29 protein-coding genes and 1 pseudogene are annotated in these 25376 nt (G+C 67.8%); 19 read left to right on the top strand and 11 right to left on the bottom strand.

Annotated features, from left to right (window positions below):
* Positions 1-109: 109 nt before the first annotated feature.
* The gene (locus AB0I04_RS29555) at positions 110-439 is read left to right on the top strand and encodes a cytidine deaminase (protein ID WP_360891395.1); all 330 of its coding nucleotides are present in this window, start codon (positions 110-112) and stop codon (positions 437-439) included.
* A gap of 51 nt (positions 440-490) precedes the next feature.
* The gene (gene era / locus AB0I04_RS29550; protein WP_360891392.1) at positions 491-1408 is read left to right on the top strand and encodes a GTPase Era; all 918 of its coding nucleotides are present in this window, start codon (positions 491-493) and stop codon (positions 1406-1408) included.
* A 22-nt stretch (positions 1409-1430) separates the two neighbouring features.
* On the opposite strand, the gene AB0I04_RS29545 is transcribed toward era, so the two are convergent.
* Positions 1431-2072, bottom strand: coding sequence for a hypothetical protein (locus AB0I04_RS29545; RefSeq protein ID WP_360891389.1), 642 nt, complete (start codon positions 2070-2072; stop codon positions 1431-1433).
* A gap of 162 nt (positions 2073-2234) precedes the next feature.
* On the opposite strand from AB0I04_RS29545, the gene AB0I04_RS29540 reads away from it, so the two are divergent.
* The 3 genes from AB0I04_RS29540 (at position 2235) to leuA (ending at position 5726) form a co-directional block, all read left to right on the top strand.
* A complete protein-coding gene (locus AB0I04_RS29540; RefSeq protein ID WP_360891387.1) occupies positions 2235-2849 on the top strand; it encodes a zinc-ribbon domain-containing protein in 615 nt (204 codons plus the stop codon).
* A gap of 204 nt (positions 2850-3053) precedes the next feature.
* Complete coding sequence (gene ddaH / locus AB0I04_RS29535) at positions 3054-3833, top strand: dimethylargininase (RefSeq protein WP_360891384.1); 780 nt, start codon at positions 3054-3056, stop codon at positions 3831-3833.
* Positions 3834-4016: 183 nt separating this feature from the next.
* On the top strand, positions 4017-5726 hold the full coding sequence (gene leuA / locus AB0I04_RS29530; RefSeq protein WP_360891382.1) for a 2-isopropylmalate synthase: 1710 nt from the start codon (positions 4017-4019) through the stop codon (positions 5724-5726).
* 79 nt (positions 5727-5805) lie between these two features.
* Here the strand turns inward: leuA and AB0I04_RS29525 are convergent, their stop codons facing one another.
* The 3 genes from AB0I04_RS29525 to AB0I04_RS29515 all read right to left on the bottom strand — a co-directional run bounded on the left by AB0I04_RS29525 (position 5806) and on the right by AB0I04_RS29515 (position 7629).
* On the bottom strand, positions 5806-6060 hold the full coding sequence (locus AB0I04_RS29525) for a protealysin inhibitor emfourin (RefSeq protein WP_360891379.1): 255 nt from the start codon (positions 6058-6060) through the stop codon (positions 5806-5808).
* Positions 6057-7094 (bottom strand): M4 family metallopeptidase, encoded by a 1038-nt coding sequence (locus AB0I04_RS29520; protein WP_360891376.1) that lies wholly within the window; start codon positions 7092-7094, stop codon positions 6057-6059. Before AB0I04_RS29520 ends, AB0I04_RS29525 begins: the two co-directional genes overlap by 4 nt.
* 106 nt (positions 7095-7200) lie before the next feature.
* Positions 7201-7629, bottom strand: a complete 429-nt coding sequence (locus AB0I04_RS29515; protein ID WP_360891373.1) for a hypothetical protein — start codon at positions 7627-7629, stop codon at positions 7201-7203.
* A gap of 116 nt (positions 7630-7745) precedes the next feature.
* Here AB0I04_RS29515 and recO point away from each other — a divergent pair.
* Both recO and AB0I04_RS29505 read left to right on the top strand, forming a co-directional pair.
* Positions 7746-8468 (top strand): annotated as a pseudogene (gene recO, locus AB0I04_RS29510) (DNA repair protein RecO); the annotation flags it as partial.
* Between the two features lie 266 nt (positions 8469-8734).
* On the top strand, positions 8735-9559 hold the full coding sequence (locus tag AB0I04_RS29505) for an isoprenyl transferase (RefSeq protein WP_360891370.1): 825 nt from the start codon (positions 8735-8737) through the stop codon (positions 9557-9559).
* A 24-nt stretch (positions 9560-9583) separates the two neighbouring features.
* Here the strand turns inward: AB0I04_RS29505 and AB0I04_RS29500 are convergent, their stop codons facing one another.
* A complete protein-coding gene (locus AB0I04_RS29500; RefSeq protein WP_360891367.1) occupies positions 9584-10276 on the bottom strand; it encodes a siderophore-interacting protein in 693 nt (230 codons plus the stop codon).
* 37 nt (positions 10277-10313) lie between these two features.
* The gene (locus AB0I04_RS29495) at positions 10314-11789 is read right to left on the bottom strand and encodes an MFS transporter (protein ID WP_360891364.1); all 1476 of its coding nucleotides are present in this window, start codon (positions 11787-11789) and stop codon (positions 10314-10316) included.
* Positions 11790-11901: 112 nt separating this feature from the next.
* Here AB0I04_RS29495 and AB0I04_RS29490 point away from each other — a divergent pair, with 112 nt between their 5' ends.
* The gene (locus tag AB0I04_RS29490; protein ID WP_360891361.1) at positions 11902-12801 is read left to right on the top strand and encodes a LysR family transcriptional regulator; all 900 of its coding nucleotides are present in this window, start codon (positions 11902-11904) and stop codon (positions 12799-12801) included.
* Positions 12802-12845: 44 nt separating this feature from the next.
* The gene (locus AB0I04_RS29485; protein ID WP_360891359.1) at positions 12846-13610 is read left to right on the top strand and encodes an SDR family oxidoreductase; all 765 of its coding nucleotides are present in this window, start codon (positions 12846-12848) and stop codon (positions 13608-13610) included.
* Between the two features lie 31 nt (positions 13611-13641).
* On the opposite strand, the gene AB0I04_RS29480 is transcribed toward AB0I04_RS29485, so the two are convergent.
* The 5 genes from AB0I04_RS29480 to AB0I04_RS29460 are packed head-to-tail and all read right to left on the bottom strand — an operon-like array spanning position 13642 to position 16815.
* Positions 13642-14010, bottom strand: a complete 369-nt coding sequence (locus AB0I04_RS29480) for a transcriptional repressor (RefSeq protein WP_360891356.1) — start codon at positions 14008-14010, stop codon at positions 13642-13644.
* On the bottom strand, positions 14007-14828 hold the full coding sequence (locus AB0I04_RS29475) for a metal ABC transporter permease (RefSeq protein WP_360891353.1): 822 nt from the start codon (positions 14826-14828) through the stop codon (positions 14007-14009). Before AB0I04_RS29475 ends, AB0I04_RS29480 begins: the two co-directional genes overlap by 4 nt.
* On the bottom strand, positions 14825-15580 hold the full coding sequence (locus AB0I04_RS29470; protein ID WP_360891350.1) for a metal ABC transporter ATP-binding protein: 756 nt from the start codon (positions 15578-15580) through the stop codon (positions 14825-14827). The genes AB0I04_RS29475 and AB0I04_RS29470 overlap by 4 nt, the downstream gene beginning before the upstream one ends.
* Positions 15577-16467 (bottom strand): metal ABC transporter substrate-binding protein, encoded by an 891-nt coding sequence (locus AB0I04_RS29465; RefSeq protein WP_360891348.1) that lies wholly within the window; start codon positions 16465-16467, stop codon positions 15577-15579. Before AB0I04_RS29465 ends, AB0I04_RS29470 begins: the two co-directional genes overlap by 4 nt.
* 60 nt (positions 16468-16527) lie before the next feature.
* Positions 16528-16815 carry a DUF6703 family protein gene (locus AB0I04_RS29460; protein ID WP_360891663.1) on the bottom strand — a complete coding sequence of 96 codons (288 nt, stop codon included), beginning with the start codon at positions 16813-16815 and terminating at the stop codon, positions 16528-16530.
* A gap of 48 nt (positions 16816-16863) precedes the next feature.
* Here AB0I04_RS29460 and AB0I04_RS29455 point away from each other — a divergent pair, with 48 nt between their 5' ends.
* The 10 genes from AB0I04_RS29455 (at position 16864) to AB0I04_RS29410 (ending at position 25255) form a co-directional block, all read left to right on the top strand.
* Positions 16864-17145 (top strand): antibiotic biosynthesis monooxygenase, encoded by a 282-nt coding sequence (locus tag AB0I04_RS29455; RefSeq protein ID WP_360891345.1) that lies wholly within the window; start codon positions 16864-16866, stop codon positions 17143-17145.
* A 127-nt stretch (positions 17146-17272) separates the two neighbouring features.
* Entirely contained in the window at positions 17273-18595 is a 1323-nt protein-coding gene (locus AB0I04_RS29450) for a DUF1906 domain-containing protein (RefSeq protein WP_360891342.1), read from the top strand.
* 220 nt (positions 18596-18815) lie between these two features.
* Complete coding sequence (locus AB0I04_RS29445) at positions 18816-19262, top strand: hypothetical protein (protein WP_360891339.1); 447 nt, start codon at positions 18816-18818, stop codon at positions 19260-19262.
* Between the two features lie 14 nt (positions 19263-19276).
* Entirely contained in the window at positions 19277-20674 is a 1398-nt protein-coding gene (locus AB0I04_RS29440) for a WXG100 family type VII secretion target (protein ID WP_360891336.1), read from the top strand.
* Positions 20583-21764 carry a S8 family serine peptidase gene (locus AB0I04_RS29435; protein ID WP_360891333.1) on the top strand — a complete coding sequence of 394 codons (1182 nt, stop codon included), beginning with the start codon at positions 20583-20585 and terminating at the stop codon, positions 21762-21764. The genes AB0I04_RS29440 and AB0I04_RS29435 overlap by 92 nt, the downstream gene beginning before the upstream one ends.
* Positions 21745-22080, top strand: a complete 336-nt coding sequence (locus tag AB0I04_RS29430) for a YbaB/EbfC family nucleoid-associated protein (protein ID WP_360891331.1) — start codon at positions 21745-21747, stop codon at positions 22078-22080. The genes AB0I04_RS29435 and AB0I04_RS29430 overlap by 20 nt, the downstream gene beginning before the upstream one ends.
* A gap of 349 nt (positions 22081-22429) precedes the next feature.
* On the top strand, positions 22430-22774 hold the full coding sequence (locus tag AB0I04_RS29425) for a hypothetical protein (RefSeq protein ID WP_360891328.1): 345 nt from the start codon (positions 22430-22432) through the stop codon (positions 22772-22774).
* Between the two features lie 47 nt (positions 22775-22821).
* Complete coding sequence (locus tag AB0I04_RS29420) at positions 22822-23505, top strand: hypothetical protein (RefSeq protein ID WP_360891325.1); 684 nt, start codon at positions 22822-22824, stop codon at positions 23503-23505.
* A 29-nt stretch (positions 23506-23534) separates the two neighbouring features.
* Positions 23535-24113, top strand: a complete 579-nt coding sequence (locus AB0I04_RS29415) for a hypothetical protein (RefSeq protein ID WP_360891322.1) — start codon at positions 23535-23537, stop codon at positions 24111-24113.
* Positions 24114-24208: 95 nt separating this feature from the next.
* Complete coding sequence (locus AB0I04_RS29410; protein WP_360891319.1) at positions 24209-25255, top strand: hypothetical protein; 1047 nt, start codon at positions 24209-24211, stop codon at positions 25253-25255.
* Positions 25256-25376: the final 121 nt, after the last annotated feature.

Below are 25376 nucleotides of genomic sequence, written 5' to 3'. Positions count from 1 at the left end.
CCGAGGCGATCAGCACGGGGTCGTTGGCCGGCCGGTGCTCCCAGACCTCCGGGATGACTGCGCGCCTGACCCGTCCGCGGCTCTGGGAGGAATGAGTACGCTGGGGCGCGTGAGCGAGCTCGATGCGGAAGACGCGAAGATCATCACGCTGGCCCGGTCCACGCGGGCCCGTGCGGGTTCCGCGGAGGGCGCCGCGGTCCGCGACGAGACCGGCCGTACGTACGCGGCCGCGACGGTGGATCTGCCCTCGCTGAAGCTGACGGCGCTGCAGGTGGCGGTGGCGATGGCGGTGTCCAGCGGGGCGGAGAGCCTCGAGGCCGCCGCGGTCGTCACCGACGACGCCGCTCCCGACGTGGCGGCGGTCCGTGACCTCGGCGCGAAGGCCCCGGTGCTCGTCGCCGGCCCGGACGGCGCCGTACGGGCCGTGCTGACGGACTGACCGCCGAACGTGCTGTCGGAGCGGGGCGATGAATACGGGACAATCGACGGTGTGACCTCGCCCCAGACATCGACTCGTTTCCTATCCGGGTTCGCCTGCTTCATCGGGCGTCCCAACGTGGGCAAGTCCACGCTGATGAACGCCTTGGTGGGGACGAAGGTGGCGATCACCAGCAGCAAGCCCCAGACCACGCGTCGCGCCATCCGGGGCATCGTGCACCGGCCGGACGCGCAGCTGATCATCGTCGACACGCCGGGGCTGCACAAGCCCCGTACGCTGCTGGGGGAGCGGCTGGACAGCCTGGTCCGCTCCACGCTGACCGAGGTCGACGTCATCGGGTTCTGCGTTCCCGCGAACGAACCCGTCGGGCCAGGGGACCGCTTCATCGCGGCGGAGCTCGCCCAGGTGAAGAAGACCCCGGTCATCGCGATCGTGACCAAGACCGACCTCGCCGACCGGAAGCAGGTCGCCGAGCAGTTGCTGAAGGTCTCCCGGCTCGGTGAGTGGGCCGACGTGGTGCCGTGTTCCGCCGAGTCCGGCTACCAGCTGAACGTGGTCAGCGACCTCCTGGTCGCCCGGCTGCCCGAGGGCATGCCGCTGTACCCCGAAGGCGAGCTGACCGACGAGCCCGAGCAGATCCTCGTGGCGGAGTTGATCCGCGAGGCCGCGCTGGAGGGCGTACGGGAGGAGCTTCCGCACTCGATCGCCGTGGTGGTCGAGGAGATCAGGCCCCGTGAGGACCGCGACGACCTGATCGACGTCCAGGCGTGGCTCTTCGTCGAGCGGCCCAGCCAGAAGGGCATCGTCATCGGGCCCAAGGGCGCCCGGCTGAAGGAGGTCGGCACTCGCGCCCGCAAGCAGATCGAGGCGCTTCTCGGCACCAAGGTCTACCTCGACCTGCGGATCAAGGTGGCGAAGGACTGGCAGCGGGACCCGAAGCAACTGCGCCGCCTGGGCTTCTACGACTGAGCGTGCGGCGCGGGGAGCGACGTCACGACTCCGGGTGCCGGCGCGCGAGAGCGACCAGGCCGAGTGCGAGGACGGCCACCGACGCGAGCACGGCGATCCAGAATCCCCAGGCGATCGACTCGGTCACTCCGCTGTCGCCGAGGGTCACCCCTCGGTGGAAGACCGCCATGAGGCCGAGGACGCCCGGGATCGCCGCGTACGGTACGAAGCGTTCGTTGACGGCCTGGCCCGCGAGGGCGAGTCCCAGCGCGGCCATGCCGGCGAGGAGGACGATCTCTCCTTGCGCGCCGGACATCCCGTAAGAGAGGTGACTCTGTGGCGGCGTGATGCCCTGAAGGACGCCCCGGCCGAGGGGGTCCGGGGTGCTCCACGTGGTCCACGGTAGGAAGATCGATAGGAGGAGCAGGGCCGCCGCGCCGATCAGCAGGACGTCGACGTACTCGCCCAGGCTCTTGGCCGGCGTCGGTGCGGGCGCCGCGGGCGGCGGCTCGGGTGCGGGGGTCGGCGCCGGCGTGAACCACGCCTGAGGCGGTCGCGGCGAGGCCGCGCCCTCCGGGCCCGCTGCCGCGTCCGGAGCCGCCGCGCGTACCCTCCGGGCGTCGGAGCGGGGAGGCGTGGACGGCGAGGCGTCGGGCCGGTTGTCGTCATCAGGCGGGGTGGTCATGGCGCGGCAGCCTAACGTCCGGCGGCGTAGGAGGCCGGGAAACATCGGAGATTCCGTCGCCCTTACCGGCCGCGGCGGGGCGAGAGCCACCGTCGCTCTGCCGGAGCTCAGCGTCGAGGTGGATATTCTCCGATATCAGGCTGATACAGGAGGAGGTCGCCCGTGCTGTTGATCTTCGGGTTCGCCGTGTTCTTCCGAACCGTGGGTGAAGGTGACTTTCACTGTCCACACTGTGGCGGTGACCGGCGCTATCGGCACCGGGTGGCCCGCCGATGGTTCACGCTCTTCTTCCTGCCGGTGATCCCCCTGACCCGCGTCGGGGAGATCGTCGAGTGCGCGACCTGCCGTAACCGTTTCAACCTCGGTGCCCTGCGCCTGCCGACGGTCCAGCAGATGCAGGACGCCCTCCCCGTGGCGATGCGCGCCGCCACGGTGATCGTCCTTGGCGCGGGCGACTCCGCCGACTCCGGAGCGCGGGGCCGCGCGGTCGAGGCGGTCCGCGGGTACGGCGCGACCGACTTCGACGACGACGCGCTTCAAGCCGACCTTGAGAACCCGCCCCGCGACGTGGAGGGCCCGATCGCCACGGCCGGTGCGCAGCTCACGACCGAGGCCCGGGAGTGGTTCCTGGCCCAGACGGTCCGCATCGCCCTGGCCGACGGGGCGCTCAGCGACGCGGAGCGCCAGGCCTTGCGCATGGTCGCCGGCTGGCTGGGCCTCACGCCGGCGCACGCGTTCGGCGTGATCGCCACCACCGAGGGGGCCGCGCGCGAGTGAGCGCCGCCCGGAGAGCACGACCACCGAGGGCGCCGCACGAGCGAGCGTCGTCTCAGAGCACGACCACCGAGGGGCCTCGCGAGTGAGCGCCCCATCCGAAGTGCCGGCGTCGAGGGGGCCGTGCGAGTGAGCGCCGTGTCCGAAGTGCGACGACCGCAGGTGCCCCCGTCCGAGGGGAGCGCCGTGACCTGGCAGGAGCCGTCCGTGCTGGAATCCGAGGAGCCGACCGTGCGCACCGCCCTGGTGCGGCGTCCGAGCCCGCGCCTGGGCGACGGTCTCGTGACCCACATCGACCGGACCGCGGTCGACGCCGATCTGGCCGCCCGCCAGCACGAGGCGTACGTCGCCGCCCTGGAGTCGGCGGGCTGGCAGGTCCGCGAGTTGCCGGCGGCCGACGATCTACCGGACGCGGTGTTCGTCGAGGACACCGTCGTGGTCTGCGGCGGCCTGGCCGTGCTCGCCCGGCCCGGTGCGCCGGAGCGCCGCCCGGAAGTGGACTCCATGGAGCGGACGATCGCCGAGCTGGGGCTCGAGGTCGCCCGGATCGACGGGGAGGGCACTCTCGACGGCGGTGACGTGCTGCAGGTCGGCACGACCGTCTACGTCGGGCGTTCCGGCCGGACGAACGAGGACGCCATCTGCCAGTTGCCCCGGCTCCTCGGCACCCGCGGCCGGCACGTCGTCTCGGTAGGCCTCGGCGGCTGCCTGCACCTGAAGACCGCGATGACGGCCCTCCCAGACGGCACGCTCATCGGCAATCCCGACTGCGTCGACACCACGGCACTGCCGGGCCTGCGCGTCGCACCGGAACCCTCCGGAGCGCACGTGGTCGTCCTGGGGGAGAAACAGGTGCTCATCGCCGCGTCCGCCCCGCGTACCGCCGAGCAACTCCGCGACGAGGGCTACGACGTCTCGGTCGTGGACATCAGCGAGTTCGAGAAGATGGAAGGCTGCGTGACCTGCCTCTCCGTCCTCATCCCCTAGCCGTCTCATCAGGTGGGACCCGGTTGGGATGCTCTGGGTGCGATCTGTTAGCTTGTACGACGTGCTGTGCGAGCTGCTCCTCCTTAGCGGCCGCGGCGGGGGCCTGTAACTGGTCGGCTCCCTCGCCGCGGGGCTTCGGCGTGACCGTCGGCCGCAGGCACCTGTTCCGGGAGCACCCCTTTCATGAATCCTCGAATCAATCAACAGCCCAGCCCCATGCCCGTTGGCCGGTACACCCCGTTCAAGCCGGTCGATCTGCCGGACCGTACCTGGCCGAGCAAAACGATCACCGAGGCGCCGCGCTGGCTGTCCACCGACCTGCGTGACGGCAACCAGGCACTGATCGACCCGATGAGCCCGGCGCGCAAGCTGGCCATGTTCGAGCTGCTGGTCCGCATGGGCTACAAGGAGATCGAGGTCGGCTTCCCGTCGGCGAGCCAGACCGACTTCGACTTCGTCCGCCAGCTGATCGAAGAGGACCGGATCCCCGCCGATGTGCAGATCTCCGTCCTCACGCAGGCGCGCGAGGAGCTGATCGAGCGGACCGTCAAGTCGCTGGCCGGGGCGCCCCGGGCCACGGTCCACCTGTACAACGCGACGGCGCCGCTGTTCCGGCGCGTGGTCTTCGGCATCGACCGGGACGAGTGCAAGGCCCTCGCGGTACAGGGCACCCAGCACGTCATGAAGTACGCCGAGAAGTACCTCGGCGACTGCGACTTCGGCTACGAGTACAGCCCGGAGATCTTCATCGACACCGAGCTGGAGTTCGCGCTCGAGGTGTGCGAGGCGGTCATGGACGTCTGGGAGCCGGGCCCGGACCGCGAGATCATCCTCAACCTGCCGTCCACGATCGAGCGGTCCACGCCGAACGTCTACGCCGACCAGATCGAGTGGATGAGCCGCAACCTGTCCCGCCGCGAGCACATCGCGCTGTCGGTGCACCCGCACAACGACCGCGGTACGGGCGTGGCCTCCGCCGAGCTGGCGGTCATGGCGGGCGCCGACCGCGTCGAGGGGTGCCTGTTCGGCAACGGCGAGCGCACCGGCAACGTCTGCCTGGTCACGCTGGGCATGAACCTCTTCTCCCAGGGCATCGACCCGCAGATCGACTTCTCCGACATCGACGAGATCCGCCGCACCGTGGAGTACTGCAACCAGATCCCGGTGCACGAGCGGCACCCGTACGCGGGCGACCTCGTCTACACCTCCTTCTCCGGCTCCCACCAGGACGCCATCAAGAAGGGCTTCGACGCGCTGGAGCGCGACGCGGCGGCGGCCGGCGTGCCGGTGGACGAGTTCCGCTGGGCGCTGCCGTACCTCCCGATCGACCCGAAGGACGTCGGCCGGTCGTACGAAGCGGTGATCCGGGTCAACAGCCAGTCCGGCAAGGGCGGCGTGGCCTACATCATGAAGACCGAGCACTTCCTCGACCTGCCCCGCAAGCTGCAGATCGACTTCTCCCGCGTCGTCCAGGAGCACACCGACGGCGAGGGCGGCGAGGTCACGCCGGAGCAGATGTGGGAGATCTTCGAGCGGGAGTTCCTGACCAACGGGCCGCGCGCCGGCCTGCTGGCGCACCGCGCGAGCTCCCGCGTCGACGAGAAGGACGTCCTCAACGTCGACCTGCGGGTCGACGGCGAGATCCGCGAGATCGAGGGCATCGGCAACGGCCCGATCTCCGCGTTCACCAACGCCCTGGCCACGGTCGGCATCGAGGCCCGGGTGCTCGACTACACCGAGCACGCCCTGTCGGCGGGCAGCGACGCGAAGGCGGCCGCGTACGTCGAGTGCCAGGTCGGCGACCAGGTGCTCTGGGGCGTCGGCATCGACGCCAACACGGTGACCGCCTCGCTGAAGGCCGTGCTGTCGGCCGTCAACCGCGCGGCCCGCTGACCCCATCGAAGACCTGCCGTCCGGCCGCCGCGATCCGGCGGGCGGACGGCCCGGCCGCCCGCGCCCTCAAGAGGGGCGATCAGCGGCCGTGGGCCAGGACGTAGTCGACGAGTTCGCGGAGCGGGCCGTGCAGGTCCGCCTCCGCGACCGGCACCGTCCGATCGCCGACCTCGACGTCGTACACGAATCGATCGGCGGCCGGTGCCGGCTCGGGCACACCACCGAAGTCGATCTCGTCGACGAGCCGGGCAGCCGCGGGATGGTCCGCCGAGTCGATCTCGGCGCGGCGGACCATCCCCGCGAACCCTCCGCTGCGGGTGACGGCCAACTTCACGCGATCTCCACGCCGACGGTCGTCCACGCCGCGCGTACGGCGTCGCTCTCCGCGCTGTTCACGCCGAAGAGCTTGCCCGCCGTCTCGTGAGTCATGCCGGCGAACGTCGCGAAGTCCGCGTTCGTGGGCACCCGGCGGCTGGTGAGCGTCTCGTACCAGACCCGCCCGGCCTTCTCCCAGGCGTGACCGCCGATCGCGGTCGCGGCCAGGCAGAACGCGCGGTTGGGGATCCCGGAGTTGATGTGCACGCCGCCGTTGTCACTCGACGTCTTGACGAAGTGCGCCATGTCGGCCGGCTGCGGGTCCTTGCCGAGGTTCGGGTCGTCGTACGCGGTGCCCGGGGCCTTCATCGAGCGGAGCGCGACGCCGTGCACCCCGGCTGCGAACATGCCCTGGCCGATCAGCCAGTCGGCCTGGTCCGCGGTCTGTCCGAGGTGGTACTGCTTCACCAGCGAGCCGAAGACGTCCGACAGCGACTCGTTGAGGGCGCCGCTCTGCCCCGAATAGTCGAGCCCGCCGGAGTACTGGGTGACGCCGTGGGTCAGCTCGTGCCCGGTGACGTCGAGCGGCCCGGTGAACGTCGTGAAGATCTGCTGATCGCCGTCGCCGTAGACCATCTGGGAGCCGTCCCAGAAGGCGTTGTCGTAGTTGACGGCGTAGTGCACGGTCGCGACCAGCGGCAGCCCGGCGCCGTCGATCGAGTCGCGGCCGTACGCGCTGCGGTAGAAGTCGAAGGTGACGCCGAGCCAGTCGTAGATCTCGTCGGCGGACTTGTCGCCCGTCGCGGCGCCGCCCTCGGATCGGACGGTCTTGCCGGGCAGCGTCTGCTGGTGCTTGGCGTCGTGGATCGTCCGCTTCGCCGTCGCCGGCCCGGTGGTCGGCTCCGCTGCGGAGATCAGCTGAGCGGCCGCGCGCGTCTGGCGCTGCCCGTGGTCGATGACCAGGGTGCGCTGCGCGAGCTCGCGCAGCCGCTCCTCATCGTGGTGCTCGGCGATGTGGTCCAGGACGTGTGGCGGGATGATTGCGCATCTCATGGGGTCACGCTCCCACGCGCGCGCCCTCCCGACCATGCGTTACACGGGCCGCATCCGGTCACGGTCCGTCAGAGGTCGCCTCCGCTGTGAAACGGTGGGCGCTTCGTCACCAATCGCCCCCGTAGCCACCGTCGAAGTCGTTGTCCTCGTGGACGACGTGCTCGATGACCTCGACATGCTCGTGGTCGTCATCGTCGTCCAGCAGTTCGTTGACGACCATGCCGCCGACGAAACCCGCGGCACCCGCGGCCGCCACAGTGCCGAGACCGTACTGGCGCTGCCCGTGGTGGTGGTCGTAGTCACGGTCCGGGTAGCCGTAGGCCTGCTGCGGGTACCCCTGCTGGTAGCCGTGCGGCTGGGGGTAACCCTGCTGCGGGTAGCCCGGTTGCGGGTATCCGCTCTGCGCCTGGAGGTACTCCATCCAGCGCTGCGCGCACGCCGCACAGCAGCGTACGGGGCGCGGCGACCCCCACTGCGGCGTCCACGTGATGTCCTGGGTGGCCGGGCCGTGTGAAGCGTCGAAGAAGCAGGTCACGTTGTCTCCTGAGACATCGGCTCGTACGAGCCTCTAGGTGTGATCGTCAAGTCAACGACCTTGGACCGTAGCGGGTTCCTGCCGGTTCCACCCGGCATCTGCGGGACAATGGACGGGTGAGTCTCTATCGTGACGAAGGCGTCGTCCTCCGTACCCAGAAGCTGGGCGAGGCAGACCGCATCGTGACGATCCTCACCCGCCGCAGCGGGCGGGTCCGGGCCGCGGCCAAGGGCATCCGCAAGACCAAGTCCCGGTTCGGCGCCCGGCTGGAGCCGTTCACGCACGTCGACCTGCAGCTGTACGAGCGCCGCTCCCTCGACCTGATCACGCAGGCCGAGACGATCCGCCCGTACGGCGAGCGCCTCGTCACCGACTACCCGCGCTACACCGCGGGCACGGCGATGCTGGAGACCGCGGAGAAGCTCACCCCCATCGAGAATGAACCGGCACTCCGGCAGTTCCTGCTGGTCATCGGCGGGCTGCGCACCCTCGTGGAGGGCGGGCACGATCCCCGCCTCGTCCTCGACGCCTACTTCCTCCGCTCGCTGGCCATCGCGGGTTACGCCCCGTCGCTGGAGGAGTGCGCGCGCTGCGGCGAGCGCACCGGCCGGGCGTTCGCGATCGCGGCCGGCGGTATGGTGTGCGGGTCCTGCCGTCCCCCCGGGTCCGCCAGTCCCGCCGAGGCGACGGTCGGTCTGATGATCGCTCTGCTGCGCGGCGACTGGGAGCGCGCGGACCGCAGCGAGTCGCGGCATCGGCTTGAGTGCAGCGGCCTCGTCGCGGCCTACCTCCAGTGGCATCTGGAGCACGGGATCCGCTCCCTCAAGCACGTGGAGCGCGAGGCGCCGAACGAACGGAGTGGCCGGCCGAGGGACGAGGTCGGCCGCGGAGTGAGTGAGAAGCCGAGTGCGACCGTCGGGCCCGGGCGCGAGCCGCCGAGCGAGCGGAATGATCGGCCGAGGGACGAGGTCGGCCGCGGAGTGAGTGAGAAGCCGAGTGCGACCGTCGGGCCCGGGCGCGAGCCGCCGCCTTGGCCGAGGGACGAGGCCGCGCCCTTCCACGGCGGACGCTGAACATGACCATTGAGTGAGGAGAGCACCGGACCATGAGGGGCGTACAGCCGCCGGACCCGCACGAGAGCGGCGCACGGCCGCCCGCCATCCCGAAGGATCTGATCCCCCGGCATGTCGCCGTCGTCATGGACGGCAACGGGCGGTGGGCGAAGGAACGGGGTCTGCCGCGCACCGAGGGCCACAAGATGGGGGAGTACTCCCTCTTCGACGTGATCATGGGGGCGATCGAGCTCGGCGTGCCGTACCTGTCGGCGTACGCCTTCTCCACGGAGAACTGGCGGCGGTCGCCGGATGAGGTGCGGTTCCTCATGGGCTTCAACCGTGACGTGATCCGCCGCCGCCGTGACCAGCTGAACTCCATGGGCGTCCGCGTTCAATGGGCCGGACGCCGCCCGAAGTTGTGGCGCAGCGTCATCAAGGAGCTCGAGGACGCCGAGCGCATGACGACGAACAACAAGGTGCTCACCCTGCAGTTCTGCGTCAACTACGGCGGCCGGGCCGAGATCGCGGACGCCGCCGCGGCCATCGCCCGCGACGTCCAGGCCGGGAGGCTCCGCCCGGAGAAGATCAACGAGAAGGTCTTCGCGCGCTACCTGTACCGCCCGGAGATCCCGGAGGTGGACCTGTTCCTGCGCCCGTCGGGCGAGCGGCGCAGCTCCAACTTCCTGGTGTGGCAGGCGGCGTACGCCGAGTTCGTGTACCAGGACATCCTGTGGCCGGACTTCGACCGCCGGCATTTCTGGCAGGCGTGCGAGGAGTACGCCCGCCGCGACCGCCGCTTCGGCGGAGCGATACCGAACGAGGTCACCCTCTCCGAGACGAGCCGGGACGGCGGCGAGCCCGTCTCCGCACGCTGAACGGATCCAGGACGCGGTCCAGGTTCATTCCAGGCCTTTCCTGCCTGGTGTCCAGAAGGGTTTGGTGAGGACCGAGCGCCGGGGCCAGCCGCGCTCGCGGACGAGATGGTCGCGGACGGCCTGGACGGTGCGCGCCTCGCCGGCGACGTAGGCGGTGCCCGGTTCGTTCGGCAGGTCGAGGCCGCGGACGGCCGCTACCAGCGTGGCCGAGGAGGCGGCGGGAGTGCCTTTGCGGTAGCGCCAGGTGAGGTTCACCGGCAGCCGGTCCTCGGGCGTGTCGGCCTCGATGACGCCGTACACGGGAGCGTCGCCGAGCGCGCGGATCATCGGCCGGAAGGCGACCGACGCGGTCTCCTCTCCCGCGAACAGGTGGTACGGCGACGGCCGCGTCACGAAGCCGCCCTCCGGCCCGCTGAAGACGACGTCGTCGCCGGGCCGGACCGTACGCGCCCAGCGGGCGCCCGGCCCATCGCCGTGGTCGAGGACGCACAGCTCCAGGGACGATCCGTCGTAGTCCCAGACCGAGTACGTGCGGCGGGTCAGGAGCCCGTCGGCGGCCACGCGGATCTGCTGGCCGGGCGTCCAGGAGAGCCCCGGCGCGGTCACGGTGATCCGGCGCATCCGCGGGGTGATCTGGTCGACGTCCGCCACGGTGCCGCGGGCGAACAGGCGGTCGGCCAGGGCGCGCCCGACGCCACGGGCAGGGCTGAGCGGCATGGATCCACCTCCATACGAGATATATCGCGACTTTAGATCATTTCTCCGCCGGCCGGTACCAGAACGCGACCACGAAGGCGGCGGCCAGCACGATGAGGGCGATCACGCGGTACCCGGCCGCCATGGCATCGGTGAACGCCGACAGGATCGGTGCGTGCGCGTCCGGGCCGGTCCGCGCGAGCGCCTGGCCGATCGCGTGAGCATGCACGCCGGCCGGCAGCCGCGCGGCGAACCGGGTGCTGAGGATCGTGCCGAGCACGGCCACGCCGAGCGCGCTGCCCACCTCGCGCGCCGCGCCGTTCAGCCCGGAGCCGAGGCCCGCCCGCGACGGCGGCAACCCGCCGATGACGGCGGTGGACAGGGCGGGAGCGGCCAGTCCCATGCCGACCGACATCAGCATCAGGTAGGCGGCGTACAGGGCGTACGGCGTGCCGGGGCCGGTGGTCGACAGCAGGCCGAGGCCACAGGCGATGGCCAGCATCCCGGCCAGGACGACGCGCCGGCCGCCGAACCGGGCCGCCAGCGCGACGCTGCGCCGCGAGACGACCATCATGCCGATCGCGAGCGGGCCGATCGCAACGCCGGTCAGCAGCGGCGAGAAGCCCTTCACGTACTGCAGGTACTGCGCGTTGACGAAGAACAGCGCGAACAGGCCGAAGAACGTGACCGTGATGCCGGAGACGCCGGAGCGCAACCGGGCGACCCGAAAGATCCGCGGGTCGATCAGCGGGTGCGCGGCGCGCAGCGCGTACGCGACGAAGACGCCGAGCACCAGCGCCGACGCGGCGAAAGCGCCCAGCACCGGCCAGGACGACCAGCCGAGTTCCGGTCCTTCGATGATGCCGTAGAGCAGGGCGACGAACGCGAGGATCAGCACGCCGCAGCCGACGAGGTCGAGGTCGGCGGGGTGCCGTTCGGAACGGGGCGCGATCCGCGCGGACAGCGCCAGCAGGACCAGCATGATCGGTGCGACCGCCCAGAACAGCCCCTGCCAGGGCAGGTACTCCAGGACGAGACCGCCGCCGATGTTGCCGATGATCCCGGCGATGCCGGTGGCCGCGGTCCAGGAGGCGATGGCCTGTGCCCTCAGCCGTGGCGGGAAGGCCTGGACGGTGAGCGACAGCGTCGCGGGCATGACGAGTGCCGCGCCGAGGCCCGTGACGGCGCGGCCGGCGATCAGCGCGCCGACGTCCGGGGCGAGCGCCGACGCGACGCAGCCCGCCGCGAAAACGGCCAGGCCGGCGAGCAGGGCGCCCTTGCGGCCGTACCGGTCGCCGACCGCGCCCGCCGGAATGAGCAGGCAGGCGAAGACGATGACGTACGCGTCGACGATCCAGAGCAGCTGCGCCGCGGACGGGCGCAGGGAGCTCGCCGCGAGTTTCGGCACGGCGAGGTTGATGGCCGCCACGAGCGCGACGGTCATCGTCGCGCAGGCGGCCATCAGGGCGAGGATGAGGGTACGGCGGGGGTGACCCTGATCCGCGGGCGCGGCCAGGGGAGTCTGAACGGTCATGTGACGAACCTCGGGTCGGAGAGGACGGGAGGTTCGAGGCCTCGAACAAGGAACACGCTAAGCTGCGCGAGTACTTGCCCTCAAATGCACTTTTTGCAGGTGATAAGTGCGCGTGACGCATTCCAAGCTTGACCTCAACCTTCTCGTCGCCCTCGACGCCCTGCTGGAGGAGGGGAGCGTCGGCGGCGCGGCCCTGCGCCTGCACCTGTCGAGCCCGGCGATGAGCCGTACGCTCGCGCGCATCCGCAAGGCGCTCGGCGATCCGGTGCTGGTGCGGTCCGGGCAGGTGATGGTCCCCACCCCGAGGGCCCTGGCCATCCGCGCGGAGGTCCACGAACTGGTCGAACGCGCGGCCGCGGTGTTCTCGCCGCGCGATCTCGACCTGGCGGCCCTGGAGCGGACGTTCACCCTGCAGGCCGACGACTCGATCATCACGGTGGTCGGGCCCGCGCTGCTCGACCGGATCCTCCGGAACGCGCCGGGCGCGGCCCTGCGATTCCTCCCGGAGGGACCGGAGGACACCTCCGGGCTGCGCGACGGCCGGGTCGACCTGGAGATCGGCGTCATCGACGGCGCGCCGCCGGAGGTACGGGTCGAACCGCTCATCGAGGATCAGCCGGTCGGCGTGGTCCGTGCCGGGCATCCGCTCCTCGACGGCGAACCGACCGCCGAGCGGTTCGCCGCGGCCGAGCACCTGACGGTGTCACGGCGGGGCAGGCTCGAGGGACCGATCGACGAGCGGCTCGCCGAACGCGGCCTGCGCCGCCGGGTGGTGGCCTCCGCGCCGACGTTCTCCGCGGTACTGGTCATGCTGGCCGAGACCGACCTCGTCGGACGCGCGGGCCGCCGCATGCACACGCCCGTCATCGAGCGGTTCGGGCTGGTCGCCTTCGACCTGCCCGTCGAGACGCCCTCCACAATGATCGCCATGGCCTGGCACCGCCGGTACGAGGCCGACGCCGCACACGCCTGGCTGCGGCGTTGCGTACGCGGCGTCGTCGCCGAGCTCTGACCACCCGGGCGGACACGCGCCCGATCTTGACGAGAGGAGCCGATGTGAGCCATTCCTACGTCGTCACCGGAGGCGGCCGCGGCATCGGACGCGCGGTCGTCGAACGACTCCGTGGAGACGCGAACCACGTCGTCGTGATCGAACGCGACCCGTCGGCGCTCGCATGGACCCATGCCCGTCCCCGCGTGATCGCGGTCGTCGGCGATGCCGCCGATGAGGCCGTCACGGAGCAGGCCGCGGACCTGGCGCAGGCCGCGGGCACACTCGCCGGCTGGGTCAACAACGCCGCCGTGTTCAGCCCGGCCTCGCTGGACCTGCCATCGGCGCGCGAGGTGCTGGACCTCATCGCGTCGAACCTGGGCCCCGCCGTGGTCGGATGCATGACGGCGATCCGCCGCTTCCTCGACGCCGGGACCGGCGGGGCGATCGTCAACGTCTCCTCCCATCAGGCGCAGCGGCCGGTCCGGGGGTCCTTGCCGTACGCGACGGCCAAGGCCGCCACGGAAGGGCTCACCCGATCGCTCGCCGTCGATTACGGGGCGCACGGTATCCGCGTCAACGCCGTCGCGCTCGGGTCGATCGCCACCGAACGCTACGAGGCGTTCCTTCGCCGGCAGGAGCCCGCGGCGGTCACCCGGATCGAGCAGGAGATGAGCCTGCTGCATCCCGTCGGCAGGGTGGGACGGCCGGAGGAGGTGGCCGCCACCATCGCCTACCTGCTCTCTGACGGCGCGAGCTTCATCAGCGGCGCGACCATCCCCCTCGACGGCGGTCGGTCGGTGCTCGGACGCGACCCCGAGGAAGCCTGAACGCGGGCGCGCGGAGATCGTCTCCGGCAGGTCAGTGCTCGGAGCAGGTGCCGAAGACCTCGACCGTGTGCGTGACGTCCTTGAAACCGTGCTCGGCGCCGACCGCCGCCGCCCAGGTCTCCACCGCCGGCCCCTCGACCTCGACCGTACGGCCGCAGACGCGGCACACCAGGTGATGGTGGTGCTCGTCCGTCCGGCACGCCCGGTAGATCGCCTCACCGTCGTCGGTGCGCAGCACGTCGACCTCGCCGGTGTCGCTGAGCGCCTGCAACGCCCGGTACACCGTGGTCAGGCCGATCCGCGAGCCGGACGCCCGCAGGTCGGTGTAGATGTCCTGCGCGCTGCGGAAGCTCTCACAGCCGGAGAGCGCCCGGCGCACGTCTTCGCGGCGGCCGCTCACGATACGTCCGTTCGCCGCATACGGACCAGTCTTCCCGTTCCGACGGCGACCAGGAAGACGGCCATCGCGAGGAGCACGATCGTCGGGCCGGGGGCGAAGTCGGCGTCCACCGAGACCCACAGCCCGCCGACGGACGCCAGGACGCCCACCACGACGGCGAGCCCGATCGTCGCCTTGAACCCACGCGTCAGCTGCTGCGCCGCCGCGACCGGCACCACCATCAGCGCGCTGACCAGCAGCAGGCCGACGGCGCGCATCGCGACGACCACGGTGAGCGCGGCGGTCACCGCGATCAGCAGGGACAGGAACCGGACCGGCAGGCCGCTCGCGCGGGCCACCTCCTCGTCCTGGCACAGGACGAACAGCTCCCGCCCGAACAACAGCAGGATGACGATCACGGCGACGGCCAGTCCGGCGATGATGTACAGGTCGCCGGTGCTGACGCTGCTGATCGAGCCGAACAGGTAGCTGCCGAGGTTCGCGCTCCCGCCGGACAGGTTGGCGAACAGCACGCCGCCGGCCAGCCCGCCGTAGAACAGCAGGGCGAGCGCGACATCACCGCCCGTGCGCGTCCGCACCCGCAGCATCTCGATCGCCACCGCGCCCAGCGCGGACACGACGAGCGCGAGGATCGTGGGGGAGCTGCGGGTGAGCAGGCCCAGACCGACCCCGGTCAGCGCGATGTGCCCGATGCCGTCACCGAGCAGGGCCAGCCGCCGCTGGACGATGAACGTGCCGACCGCCGGCGCGGCGACGCCGACGAGGACCGCGGCGATCAGCGCGCGGCGCAGGAAGTCGTACGACAGGAGTTCGATCATGACAGCAGGTGTGGTTCCTCGGCCGGGGCGTGCGGGTGGACGTGGTCGTGGCCGGGCCGGGCGCACTCGCCCCGCGGCGTGGGCGGAGCGCCCTCGTGCGCGATCCGGCCGTTCTCCAGGACCACGGAACGGGTGATCAACGGCTCCATCGGCCCGAGCTCGTGGGCGACCAGCACGACCGTACGGCCCTGGGCGACCTGCTCGCGGAGCGTACGGGCGAGGGTCTCCTGGCTGGCGGCGTCGACGCCCGCCGTCGGCTCGTCCATCACGAAGACGTCCGGCTCACCGGCGAGCGCCCGGGCGATGAGCACGCGCTGCTGCTGGCCGCCGGACAGCTCCTGCGCCGAGTCGCGCGCGCGATCGGCCATGCCGACGGCCTCCAGGGCCCGGTCCACCGCCGCTCGGTCGGCCGCCGAGAACGGGCGGAACCGCGACTGCCGCGCGATCCGGCCCGACGACACGACCTCGCGTACGGTCGCGGGCACGCCGCCGCCGACCGACAGCCGCTGCGGGACGTACCCGACGCGCTTCCAGTCCCTGAACCGGGCCGGCGGCACGCCGTACAGCTCCACCCGCCCGGCCGACAGGGAGATCAACCCCAGCAACGAGCGGATCAGCGTGGACTTCCCGGAGCCGTTCGGCCCCATCACGGCGAGCACCTCGCCCGGCTCGACGGTCAGGTCGACACCGCGCAGCACCGGCCGGCGGTCCAGCCGGACTTCGCCGCCTGTCATGCGGAACGGAACGGTCATCGGCATCCTAGGGCGGGTCGCAGCGTCGCCAGGTCACGGCGCATGATCGAGAAGTAGTCGTCGTGCGACCCCGGCTTCACGCCTTCGACGGGGTCGAGCACCTGTGTCCGTACGCCCGCCTCGGTGGCGAGCGTCTGGGCGGTCTTCGGGCTCACGAGCGTCTCGGTGAACACGGTGGTCGCCCCGGTCCGCCGGATCAGCTGGGTGAGGCTCGCAACCCGCGAGGGAGACGGCTCGGCCTCCGGATCGAGGCCGGACACACCGACCTGCGTCAACCCGTACCGCTCGGCCAGGTAACCGAACGCCGAGTGGCCCGTGACGATCTCCTTGCGGGCGCAGCCGCGCAGGCCCGTACGGAACTCCCCGTCCAGGGCGTTCAGCTTCGTGACGACCTGCGCTGCGCGCGAGCGGTACCCCGCGGCGTGGGCGGCGTCGATCGCGGCGAGGCGCTCACCCAGGGCGGTGGCCACGGTGGCGAACCGGCTCGGGTCCAGCCACAGGTGTGGATCCTCGGGCGCGTGGGCGGCCTCGTCCTGCGGCGCCGGAAGCGTCTTGACCAGCGACGCGGCGTCGAGCGAGTGCTTCTTGGCGTGCTCGCGCACGGCCTTGTCGACGGCCGGCTGCACGCCCTTGATGAAGAAGGCCAGCTTCGCCTCGCCCACGTCGATCACCTGGCGCGGGGTGAGTTCGAGGTCGTGCGGTTCGGCGCCGGGCTTGGTGAGGTTCTGCACGGTGGCATCGGGTCCGGCGACCTGCCCCGCCAGCCACGCCAGGGGGTAGAACGCCGCGACGATCTTCGGACCGCCGTTGCCGTTCGCCCGCGCTCCGCAGGCGGTCGCGAGCAGCGCGGCGCCCAGCAGCAGAGGCAGGACTCGTCGGTATCGCACGTAACGAGTATGGATGAAAACGAAAATGATTGTCAAAATCAGGTATGTCCGGGTTGCCGGTCAGCTCACCAGCTTCCCGATCGCAACGGCCAGGATGACCAGCGGAACCACCAGCCGGACCACGCGATGCGACGGGCTCCGCACCGGCGCCGCCAGGAACGCGAACCACACCAGCAACGCCAGCACGGCCAGCAGCATTCCGCCGACCACCCCCGGGACGGCCAGCCCCGCGATCAGCAGCGCGGGCAGGACCACCAGCGGAACCCAGCGGGGAAGCTGATGGAGATACACGAAGAAGACGGCGCTGCGCTTCTGGAGTTTGGAACCCACGCTCCCATCGTTGCGCATCGGAGTCCCGCGCGGGGAGATCGCCTCGCGTACCGGCATGATGGACGGGTGCTGGCCATCACCCGCTACCGCGTCCCCGAGACCGACACCGAGACGTTCGTCAAGACCGCCCACGAGGTCCTCCGCTCCCTAGCCGGCAGCCCCGGGCACCTCTCCGGCCGCCTGGCACGCGCCGTCGACGACCCGGAACTGTGGGCGATGGTCACCGACTGGGACGGCGCCGGCTACTACCGCCGCGCCCTCGGCGCCTACGAGGTGCGCCTCGCCCTGATCCCGCTGTCCGCCCTCGCCATCGACGAGGCGGGCGCGTACGAGATAGTCGATCCCTGAGGGTGCGATTGCGTTAAAGACCGGGTCCGCCCACGGCGAAGACCTCCCCATTCACGCGCGCGCCGTACGACCGCTGCCTTCCCCCTGCCGATCATCGTCGTACGGATGACGATCGTGGGGGGACGCCATGCGACGTGCCATGCTGCTCGCCGGAATCCTCGGAACGTTGATCCCGGGCGCACCGCCCGCCCAGGCGGATGTCCATTACCAGGCTCCTGCATCGTCGGCCCAGACGGACACGGACGTCCACTACCAGGGGCTGCGCATCCCCGTGCCCGCCGGGTGGGAGGTCCACCGCCTGGGCCGCGGCTCCACCGACTGCCTCCGCTTCGACCGCCACGCGCTCTACCTCGGCCCCGCCGGAGAGAACCAGCGCTGCCCGGCCCACGCCGTCGGCCGCACCGCGGCCCTCCACGTCGAACCCCTCACCGAACAGACCAGCGCCCTCGTGAAGAGCCTGCTGGCCGGCTCCGGCGGCGAACGCACCGGACGACCACCCGGCCTGAGGGTGAAAGACCCGGCAGCCCACGAGATCCGCATCGCCGTCCCGGAGGCCGGCGCGCTGATCACCGGCTCGTACGGCACGAGCGAGGAGGACCTGGAACGGATCCTCGCCCGCATCACCGTGGATCCGCCTCCGGCCGAAGGCGCGGCGGGAAGCGCGGCGGGAAGCGTGGCGGGAGGCGCAGGGGGAGGCATGGGGGGAGGCCCAGCGGGAGGCGTGGCCGGAGGCTCGGCCGAGCGCCGCAGCGGGATCGCCCACCGGCACCGGTGGATCAAGGGCGACGGCTTCGACACCTGCAACGCGCCGTCCCTCGACGCCATGCACGCCTGGCGCGGGGAGTTCGTCGCCGCCAACATCTACATCGGCGGCGTCTCCAGGTCGTGCCCGGACGGCCGCCTGACCCACGACTGGGTCGCCGCCGTACGGAGCATGGGCTGGCGCCTGATCCCGACCTACGTCGGCCCGCAGGCGCCCTGCGGCCCGCACCGCATCAACTTCACCCCCGACAGCGCGACCGACGACGGCAAGGACTCGGCCAAGGACGCCGTCCGCCGCGCCCGCCTCCTCGGCCTGAGCAGACACTCCCCGATCTACTTCGATCTGGAGGCGTACAGCCGGCACGACCCGGTCTGCCGCCAGGCGGTCCTCGCCTTCATCGACGCCTGGACCCGGAAGCTCCGCAGCCTCGGGTACGTGCCGGGCATCTACAGCAGCCTCACCTCGGGCATCCGCGACCTCGCGGAGGCGAAGGGCATCAGGAAGCCCACGGCCGTCTGGTTCGCCCATTGGGACGAGAAGGCCGACCCACGAGGCGACAAGTCCATGGAGCACAAGTGGTGGCCCGGACACCGCCGGATCAAGCAGTACCGCGGCGACCACCTGGAGACCCACGGCGGTTACACACTGAACATCGACAACGACGCTCTCGACGGCTACGTCCGCTGACTGAGGCAGTCAGACTGAGGGACCGGAAAGCGCTTATCGGCCAGAGTGCAATGGGGATCAGATCCGGTCACCGGCCGTTTAGCTGCGGATTCAAGATGTGATAACGGGCAGGTGGGCATATTCCGGAGTTTGTGCCCTCGACATGACAGCTGGTCCTTCTGTACCTTGACAACGCTTCGTAGGGCACGGGGGTGCACAAGTCAAGAAGGGGGACGGCCGAATGCCGGCGCTCAACGATGGGCCGAAGCAGCCGGGGTCGCAGTATCCCAAGGTATGGGTCGGCGGTGGTGATCCGGACGTCAAGTGGGCGCCATCGAAGATCGGCGACGCGGCCTCGATCCTCGAGAAGGCACTCGAGACCCTTGCCAGGACCAGTGCCCTCAACAACGTGCAGACCCATGGGATCCTCACCGCCGCCGAGCTCGGCGACTGGGACGCGGGCCAGGCCCTCGCCGGCACCACCCAGAACGCGCACGAGCACATCACCGCGGTGTTTCAGGACTTCATCCGGCAGTACGCCGCAGCCATCCAGACGCTGCGCAAGAACGCGGCCCACTACTCCGGGACCGAACAGGATCTGACCAAGCACGCACGGCAGATCGGCGGCGGACAGCAGCCGACCTCAGCCGAGAATCCGACCTGGCACAACGTGCCGTCGGCCGACTGACCCGGAGACTCACCATGGCTGTCGACCACCAGACCTATGTCATCAAGAGCGGCGGACGGCCGCAGGGCGCCGGCTCCTACGGCGACGCGGAGGCCGTCAAGAACAAGATCGCCGCAACCAAGCCCGGCGAGATCATCACCGCTGCCGGGACCTACGACGCGATGGGCACCGCGCTCAACGACGTCAACACCGCAATCTACGAGGCCGCGAAGGTCCTGGCCGACCACTGGAGCGGCCCCGCGGCAGACGCGGCCCAAGAGGCGCTGCGTCGCCTCTACGGGACGGCCGGCGAGCTCGTCATCCGCAGCACCGAGACCGCCAGGACGCTTCAGTGGTACGGCGGGTCCATCCTCCCGATGTACCGAAACATCAACTGGCCCAAGAACATCAAGTCACCCGCCGCCACCGCCGCAGCCGCCCAGGTCATGAAGAACCTCAACGAGCGCATCGCCCAAACCTGGGATGGCATGCCACCCCAGATCGAAAAGAACCTCCCACGTCTGCAGGATCCATACGAGCCGATTCCGACTGACCCAGGCGTCGGCTCATCAGGTAGTGGATCGGGAGGCGGAGGCTCAACCGGTGGGCGCAGCCCCGGAAGTGGCGGAGGGCGGCTTCCTCATCAGTCTCTGCCGCCTACGAGCAGACATGATCACGCGCATCTGCCTGCCCTCGGTGGAAGCGTACCGTCCTCCTCACCGCATCCCCCAAACCCATTCCCGCGTGGGACGGAGCTGGCAGGCCTCACGCCGGGCGGAGACGGCCCGGGTGGCGGACTGAACCTGAACGGCGGCATTCAGGTACCGAGTTCAGGCGGCGGAGCCGGTGGGTTCGGTGCTCAAGGCACTAACCCGGGTGCGGCGGCTGCTCCTTTCGACGGCGGTGGGTTCCGCCCTGGCTACATTGGTATGCCTTCGGCCGCAGGAGCGCGGCCGAATCTTCCCGGTGTTGCGGGAGGCAACAGCAGCGGAGCACCTTTTCTGTCGGGTTCCGGTCGAGGCGATGAGAAGGAACGTCAGCGGACTACGTGGCTCGCAGAGGATCAAGACATCTGGACAGGAGACGAAGTCTCCGTTCTGGGAGTTATCGGTGAGTCGCCAAACCGTGTTGCGGAGCCTAGCCTCAACGGCGACGACATCCTCAGCCCAGACGAACTGCAACAACTGCTCGATCTTGTCGACGAGCAGCCAGGTGGAGAGATCGGTGAGGTTTTCGGTGGATCGTCGGACTTCGATCTCGCGGACGACAAACTTTCTGATATCTGTGATGCGCAGGTCAAGGCAACGGTCGGGCAGCAGCCGGAAGACGCTATCGACGTGGATGAAGCGAGCCTTCGCGATATCGGTATCGACGTTTCTGATCTCCTCGACGTCGACGATTTGGGCAAACGCAACTCGCAATCCTCGTCCTGAGGAGTGGTGGTTCGGCACCTGGGACATCCAGAACAAGGTATGGCCGATCAGTAAGGGGCAAGGAGTAACCGTTGCACTGATCGACACCGGCGTCAACGCGCAGCTTCCAGACCTGCGCGGAAAAGTCCTAGCTGGCAAGAATTTTTTTGGCCCTAAAGGAGATGGACTCGAAGATCTCGGTGCGGGAGGTGGCCACGGTACGGCGATGGCTGCGCTGATCGTTGGCCAAGGAACCGGGGTCGGTATGGTCGGTATCGCTCCGGAGGCAAAGATACTCAGTATTCGGTCGGATATAGGAATGCTGGCCCCAGCGATCGACTACGCAATCCAACACGGCGCGGATGTCATCAACGTCTCCCAGGGGCTTGCGAGCCCTGCCGCTGCTGGCGGCTGCGAAATTGGGATACAGGGTGCCATATCTCGTGCAATCGCGCGGAACATTGTCCTGGTGGCCGCCGCAGGGAATGATGCAAATCTCGGAACGATAAACGCCGAGCCGGCGCTATGCCCGGGATTCCTCGCAGTAGGTGCCGTCGACTATAGGTTTCGTCCCTGGATTGACTCTCAGCCAGCGCCCTACATTGCGGCGGCAGCGCCTGGCGTGCGTGTCGGTTCAATCGGTAAGGCGGGAACCTTTTTCCCCGACCTTACGGGAACTAGTAGCTCATCGGCCCTCACGGCCGGCGTCGCTGCACTAGTGCGATCAAAATATCCCAAGATGTCGGCCCGCGAAGTCGTTCAGCGTATAGTTGCGACCGCTCACGACGTCGATCCACCTGGCCGCGATGAAAAAACGGGGTATGGCCTCATACGCCCCTATCATGCACTCGTCGACAAAGTGCCATCCGCTGCACCAAATCCTGTATTCGCTGCCTGGGACAGAAATGAGGAACGGAATAACTCCCCATCGCCTGCCGCGACCGTAACCCGCCAAAAGGATAATTCGAGCGCCCATCAAGCAGGGCGAAATCACGGAGATCGAAAGATTTACCTATCTGTGAGCCTTGTGGGAGTGCTAGTAGTAGTCGCTGGTGTGTTCATCGTGGTCCGTTTTTTTAGGAGCCGTGAAAATGTCACACGAAGAATCTGATGGCAAGTCGTTGGATACGACGAACTCACCTCTTCATCCCAATCAATCTCATCCATCTGAAGCTCGCGCTGTATATATGCAACGAATCGCTGAACTAAAACGCACTCTGCAGGCTGGAGCTCAGCGACGATATAGCGCGAAAGTGGGAGATGCGCCTATACGCGCGACGGTCGATGGCACAGGCAAGCTGCTAGGAATTGAGGTTCCCGACGCCTGCCTCAAACAAGCTCATCCTCAAGGCGTAAGTGAAGAGATTGTGGCTGCGATCCGAGCGGCACGCGCCCTGGCGGCACGTGAACAAGCGAAGGGTAAGTAGGATGTCGCTAAGTGACTCAATTGATGATTACCTTCGCTCGATTGCGACGTTGGTTGAGTCGCTCGAGAGGGAGAGTGCAAGCGCAGCCATCGCAGGTAGGAAGATCGCGCAGCTTAAAGTACGTCAATCCATAGACGGCAGTTTTGGTGAGGTCACTGTCGATATATTCGGTCGGCTTCATTCGATAGACTTGGCCAAGGAGAGGCTGACGCATACCAGCGGTGATAACCTTGGGCGGAGGATCGTACAAGCGATCAATGTGGCGGAAAAGAAGGCTCGCCTACTACATAAGAGGCTTGCACTAACAGGTAAATACCCGTAACGAAAATTGACTGATGGGGTGGTTATCATGTCTGATAGATTTTTTGTTGCACGGGCTGCCTTGCATCGCTCGGCAACTCATTTCGAGGCCGCCGCTAAGGATTGGAGAGATGCTGAAGGGCAGCTTAACTATGCCAATATAGGGTCGGATGACCTAGGTTTGATTGGTCGAATGGCGAATATTCCCGCGCAATACAATCAAACCGTGGGCGAGGTGTGGGCCGAGCTAAGTAAGGGTTCAAATTCTCTTAACCAAGTAGCTACTACTCTAGAGATCGTTTCGGAGTCGTATAAGAGAACCGAAAAGGCGACCGTTCAGGAGATTCTTAAGGCTAAGAAAGATTTTAGAGGTGTTCCTCCGGCGGCCGATTAGCCGTTCTGTATAACTATCTGCGGACAGACTCTAATAATGGAGGCCCGATGACAGCTCTTCCCGATGCCCCTCTTTTTCCTCAGAAGGATGCGGATTTCGTAAAGACGATGGCTAAGGCTGTTTTTTATAAGCCGGCCATCGATGCTGTCAATAGAGCTGAGCAGATGCTCGGGCACCCCGGCAACATTCAACGAGTGGTCAGGGCTTGGGAAACTGCAACCAGCAAGATGACAAACTCGTTCAATCATGCCTCTACGGCCCATGGTGAGGCTGCAGCCCATTGGGACGGACCAGCCTATAGGGCGTTCAGTACCTATGTAGTCGACGTGAAGTCTCGAATAAACACCAATGTACCGCAACTTCAAGGTGTGGCGAATAACACTATCAATCTGTATGTCGGAGTCATGGGGGCCTATCGAAACGCTATAACATTTATTGTTAAATGCGCAAGTATCCTTCTCAGATTTGGCGGGGGGCTACTCGATAATCTCGAAGATATTGTCGGTCTCGCTACAGTTGCAGACGGGGGTGCGGTAATCCTTCTCGGTCACGTGCTTAAGACGCTTGCGGACATGACAGACAACATCAACGATCTTATAAATAAGACCATCGAAACTCTTACGGGGTTTAATTCGGCAATGCAAGCAGCGCAGGTTAACATGAAAGCGATAAAAGCTACGCCGCAACCCGGTGGTGATATCAACTATCTGGGCTCATGGTCTGCTCAGTAACTCTGGCATCTGTGATGAACTGTCTTAAATTGACATTCAAAGCCTCTGGCATTTCGGTGGTCGCCGCAGTTGCTATCTCCTGTTCAAATACCTCTAATGACGCCAAGCGTGATGTCTATACCAAGCTTCCGGATCCCTGTAGCCTGGTAAGCAGCCCGACCGTAAAGCGCTTGACAGGATCTCAGGCGGTGCCCTCTCCGGAGCCTCCGTTCTTCGCGGGAAAACTTAGGCAATCTTCCTGCTCATGGGGCTCTGTCTCCAACTCGGATCGGACAATCCGCGTTGCTGTTAACTTTCATATTTCCGGATCGGCCAGCGGCGGTATCTCGGCTGCTAAGAAATATCTTCACGCGGGCGGATGCCCTCAATCGGCAGGGCAATGTGTAGAGGTATCCGGTCTAGGAGATGAAGGATATCGGCAATTCGCTGCGAATCCGACTCCGCAAGCGATCGTAATTTTCCGCCTAAAGAATCTGGTCGTCCAGGTGTTGTATCGAGATGTTCGAATTGCGGCCAACGGTGTCGCGCAGGGATCTTCTCAGTTTGTTTTTGATCAGGGTGTCAATATTGCGAGAGAAGCGGCCACGAGACTGCCTAAAACTGCTTGATAGGCGTGTCGATAACATCTGAAGCCCGTCGAACGGGCGGTGCCGGTAGTCGGATACCGCGTGCGAATTGAAGCGTTCACGGAGGAGAGTTCTACGTGGTCGAATCTGCGGTCGCGCTGCGTCCGTCGCGTGCCGTCCGGTGGGCTGCAGTCGTTCTTGTGGTCGCTGCGCTGATCGTGTGGGTTCTGTTCTCGGGTATGGCGGTGCTTGATCATGCCGTGGAGTTCTTCGGGCCCTCCCTGCTGATCTTGATCATCTTGGTTGGCCGGCCACTTCCTGTGCTGTTCGGCCGGACGACGCTGCAAGCCGAGGGAATTGTCTCCGTGCGCTCGCCCGGCAAGCCGGTCATTATCCCGCCGTCGGAGGTCACCCAGATCGAAATCCGTCGAGGATGGCTTCTCGAGTGGGTATTCCTGCATCGACGGCGCGGTGCACCCCTGCAATTGTATGGACCGCTAAGGATCTGGTTTCGGCGGGACCATTCATTCGACCAAAGCTTGGCCGAGTTGTGTTCTCTGGCGGGCGCGGTTGCGCGGCCGAGGTTCAGCCTGCGCTTCTTGATCGGCAGCCCGATCCTGACAGCGGCCGCGGTGGCGATGGTCCTCGTTGAGCCGCCGTGGCAGAGTGACTCTTGGCCGGGCCGCTCACATGCGGTTTCGCTCCCCGAGCCCTGCTCGACGCTGGACACTGTCGCTCGCCGGTCTGTTCCGGGAGCCCGAGTCGATGACCATGATCAAGATATCGGGCAGACCTCCGGGCGACGTTCCTGCCAATGGACCGAGACCTCGGGCGGTGAGGGGCGAAGTCATGACGGTGTCGGCGAGTTGACCCTCGAGTACGAGCTTTTTCACCGTATCGGCTGGCGTAGCGACGCCGATGAGGCCCGTGATCAGTTCGAGAGCGATTCTCGTCCGGTAAACGATCGAGGAGCCATGCCGGTCTCCGGCATCGGTGATGAAGCGCGGCGACTCGCCTCTGCCTCTGACGAGGGAGATTTCGCCACGGTGACCGTCATCGCCCGTCGTTGGAACGTCGTGGTGAACGTCGGCTACACCCTTGACGGTCCTCACCAGCAAGAGCAGGCAGCGCGTACGGCGTCCGACGCGGTCCGGGTTGCGCTGGCGGCCGTACGGTTCCACTGATGTGGCCGGACTGATCGCGCACCGGAGGATGCCGGGTAGCGTGCGGCTTCATACCCGCCTCGGCGAGATCCCTACTGGTGAGGGCGGTGAGGCGGTGCATGGTCGATGCCAGTGGTGTGCG

It is taken from the genome of Actinoallomurus sp. NPDC050550 (assembly GCF_040655075.1).
Classification (GTDB): domain Bacteria; phylum Actinomycetota; class Actinomycetes; order Streptosporangiales; family Streptosporangiaceae; genus Actinoallomurus.
Note: the sequence above shows the minus strand (reverse complement) of the source record. Positions and strands in the feature narration are given on the sequence as shown.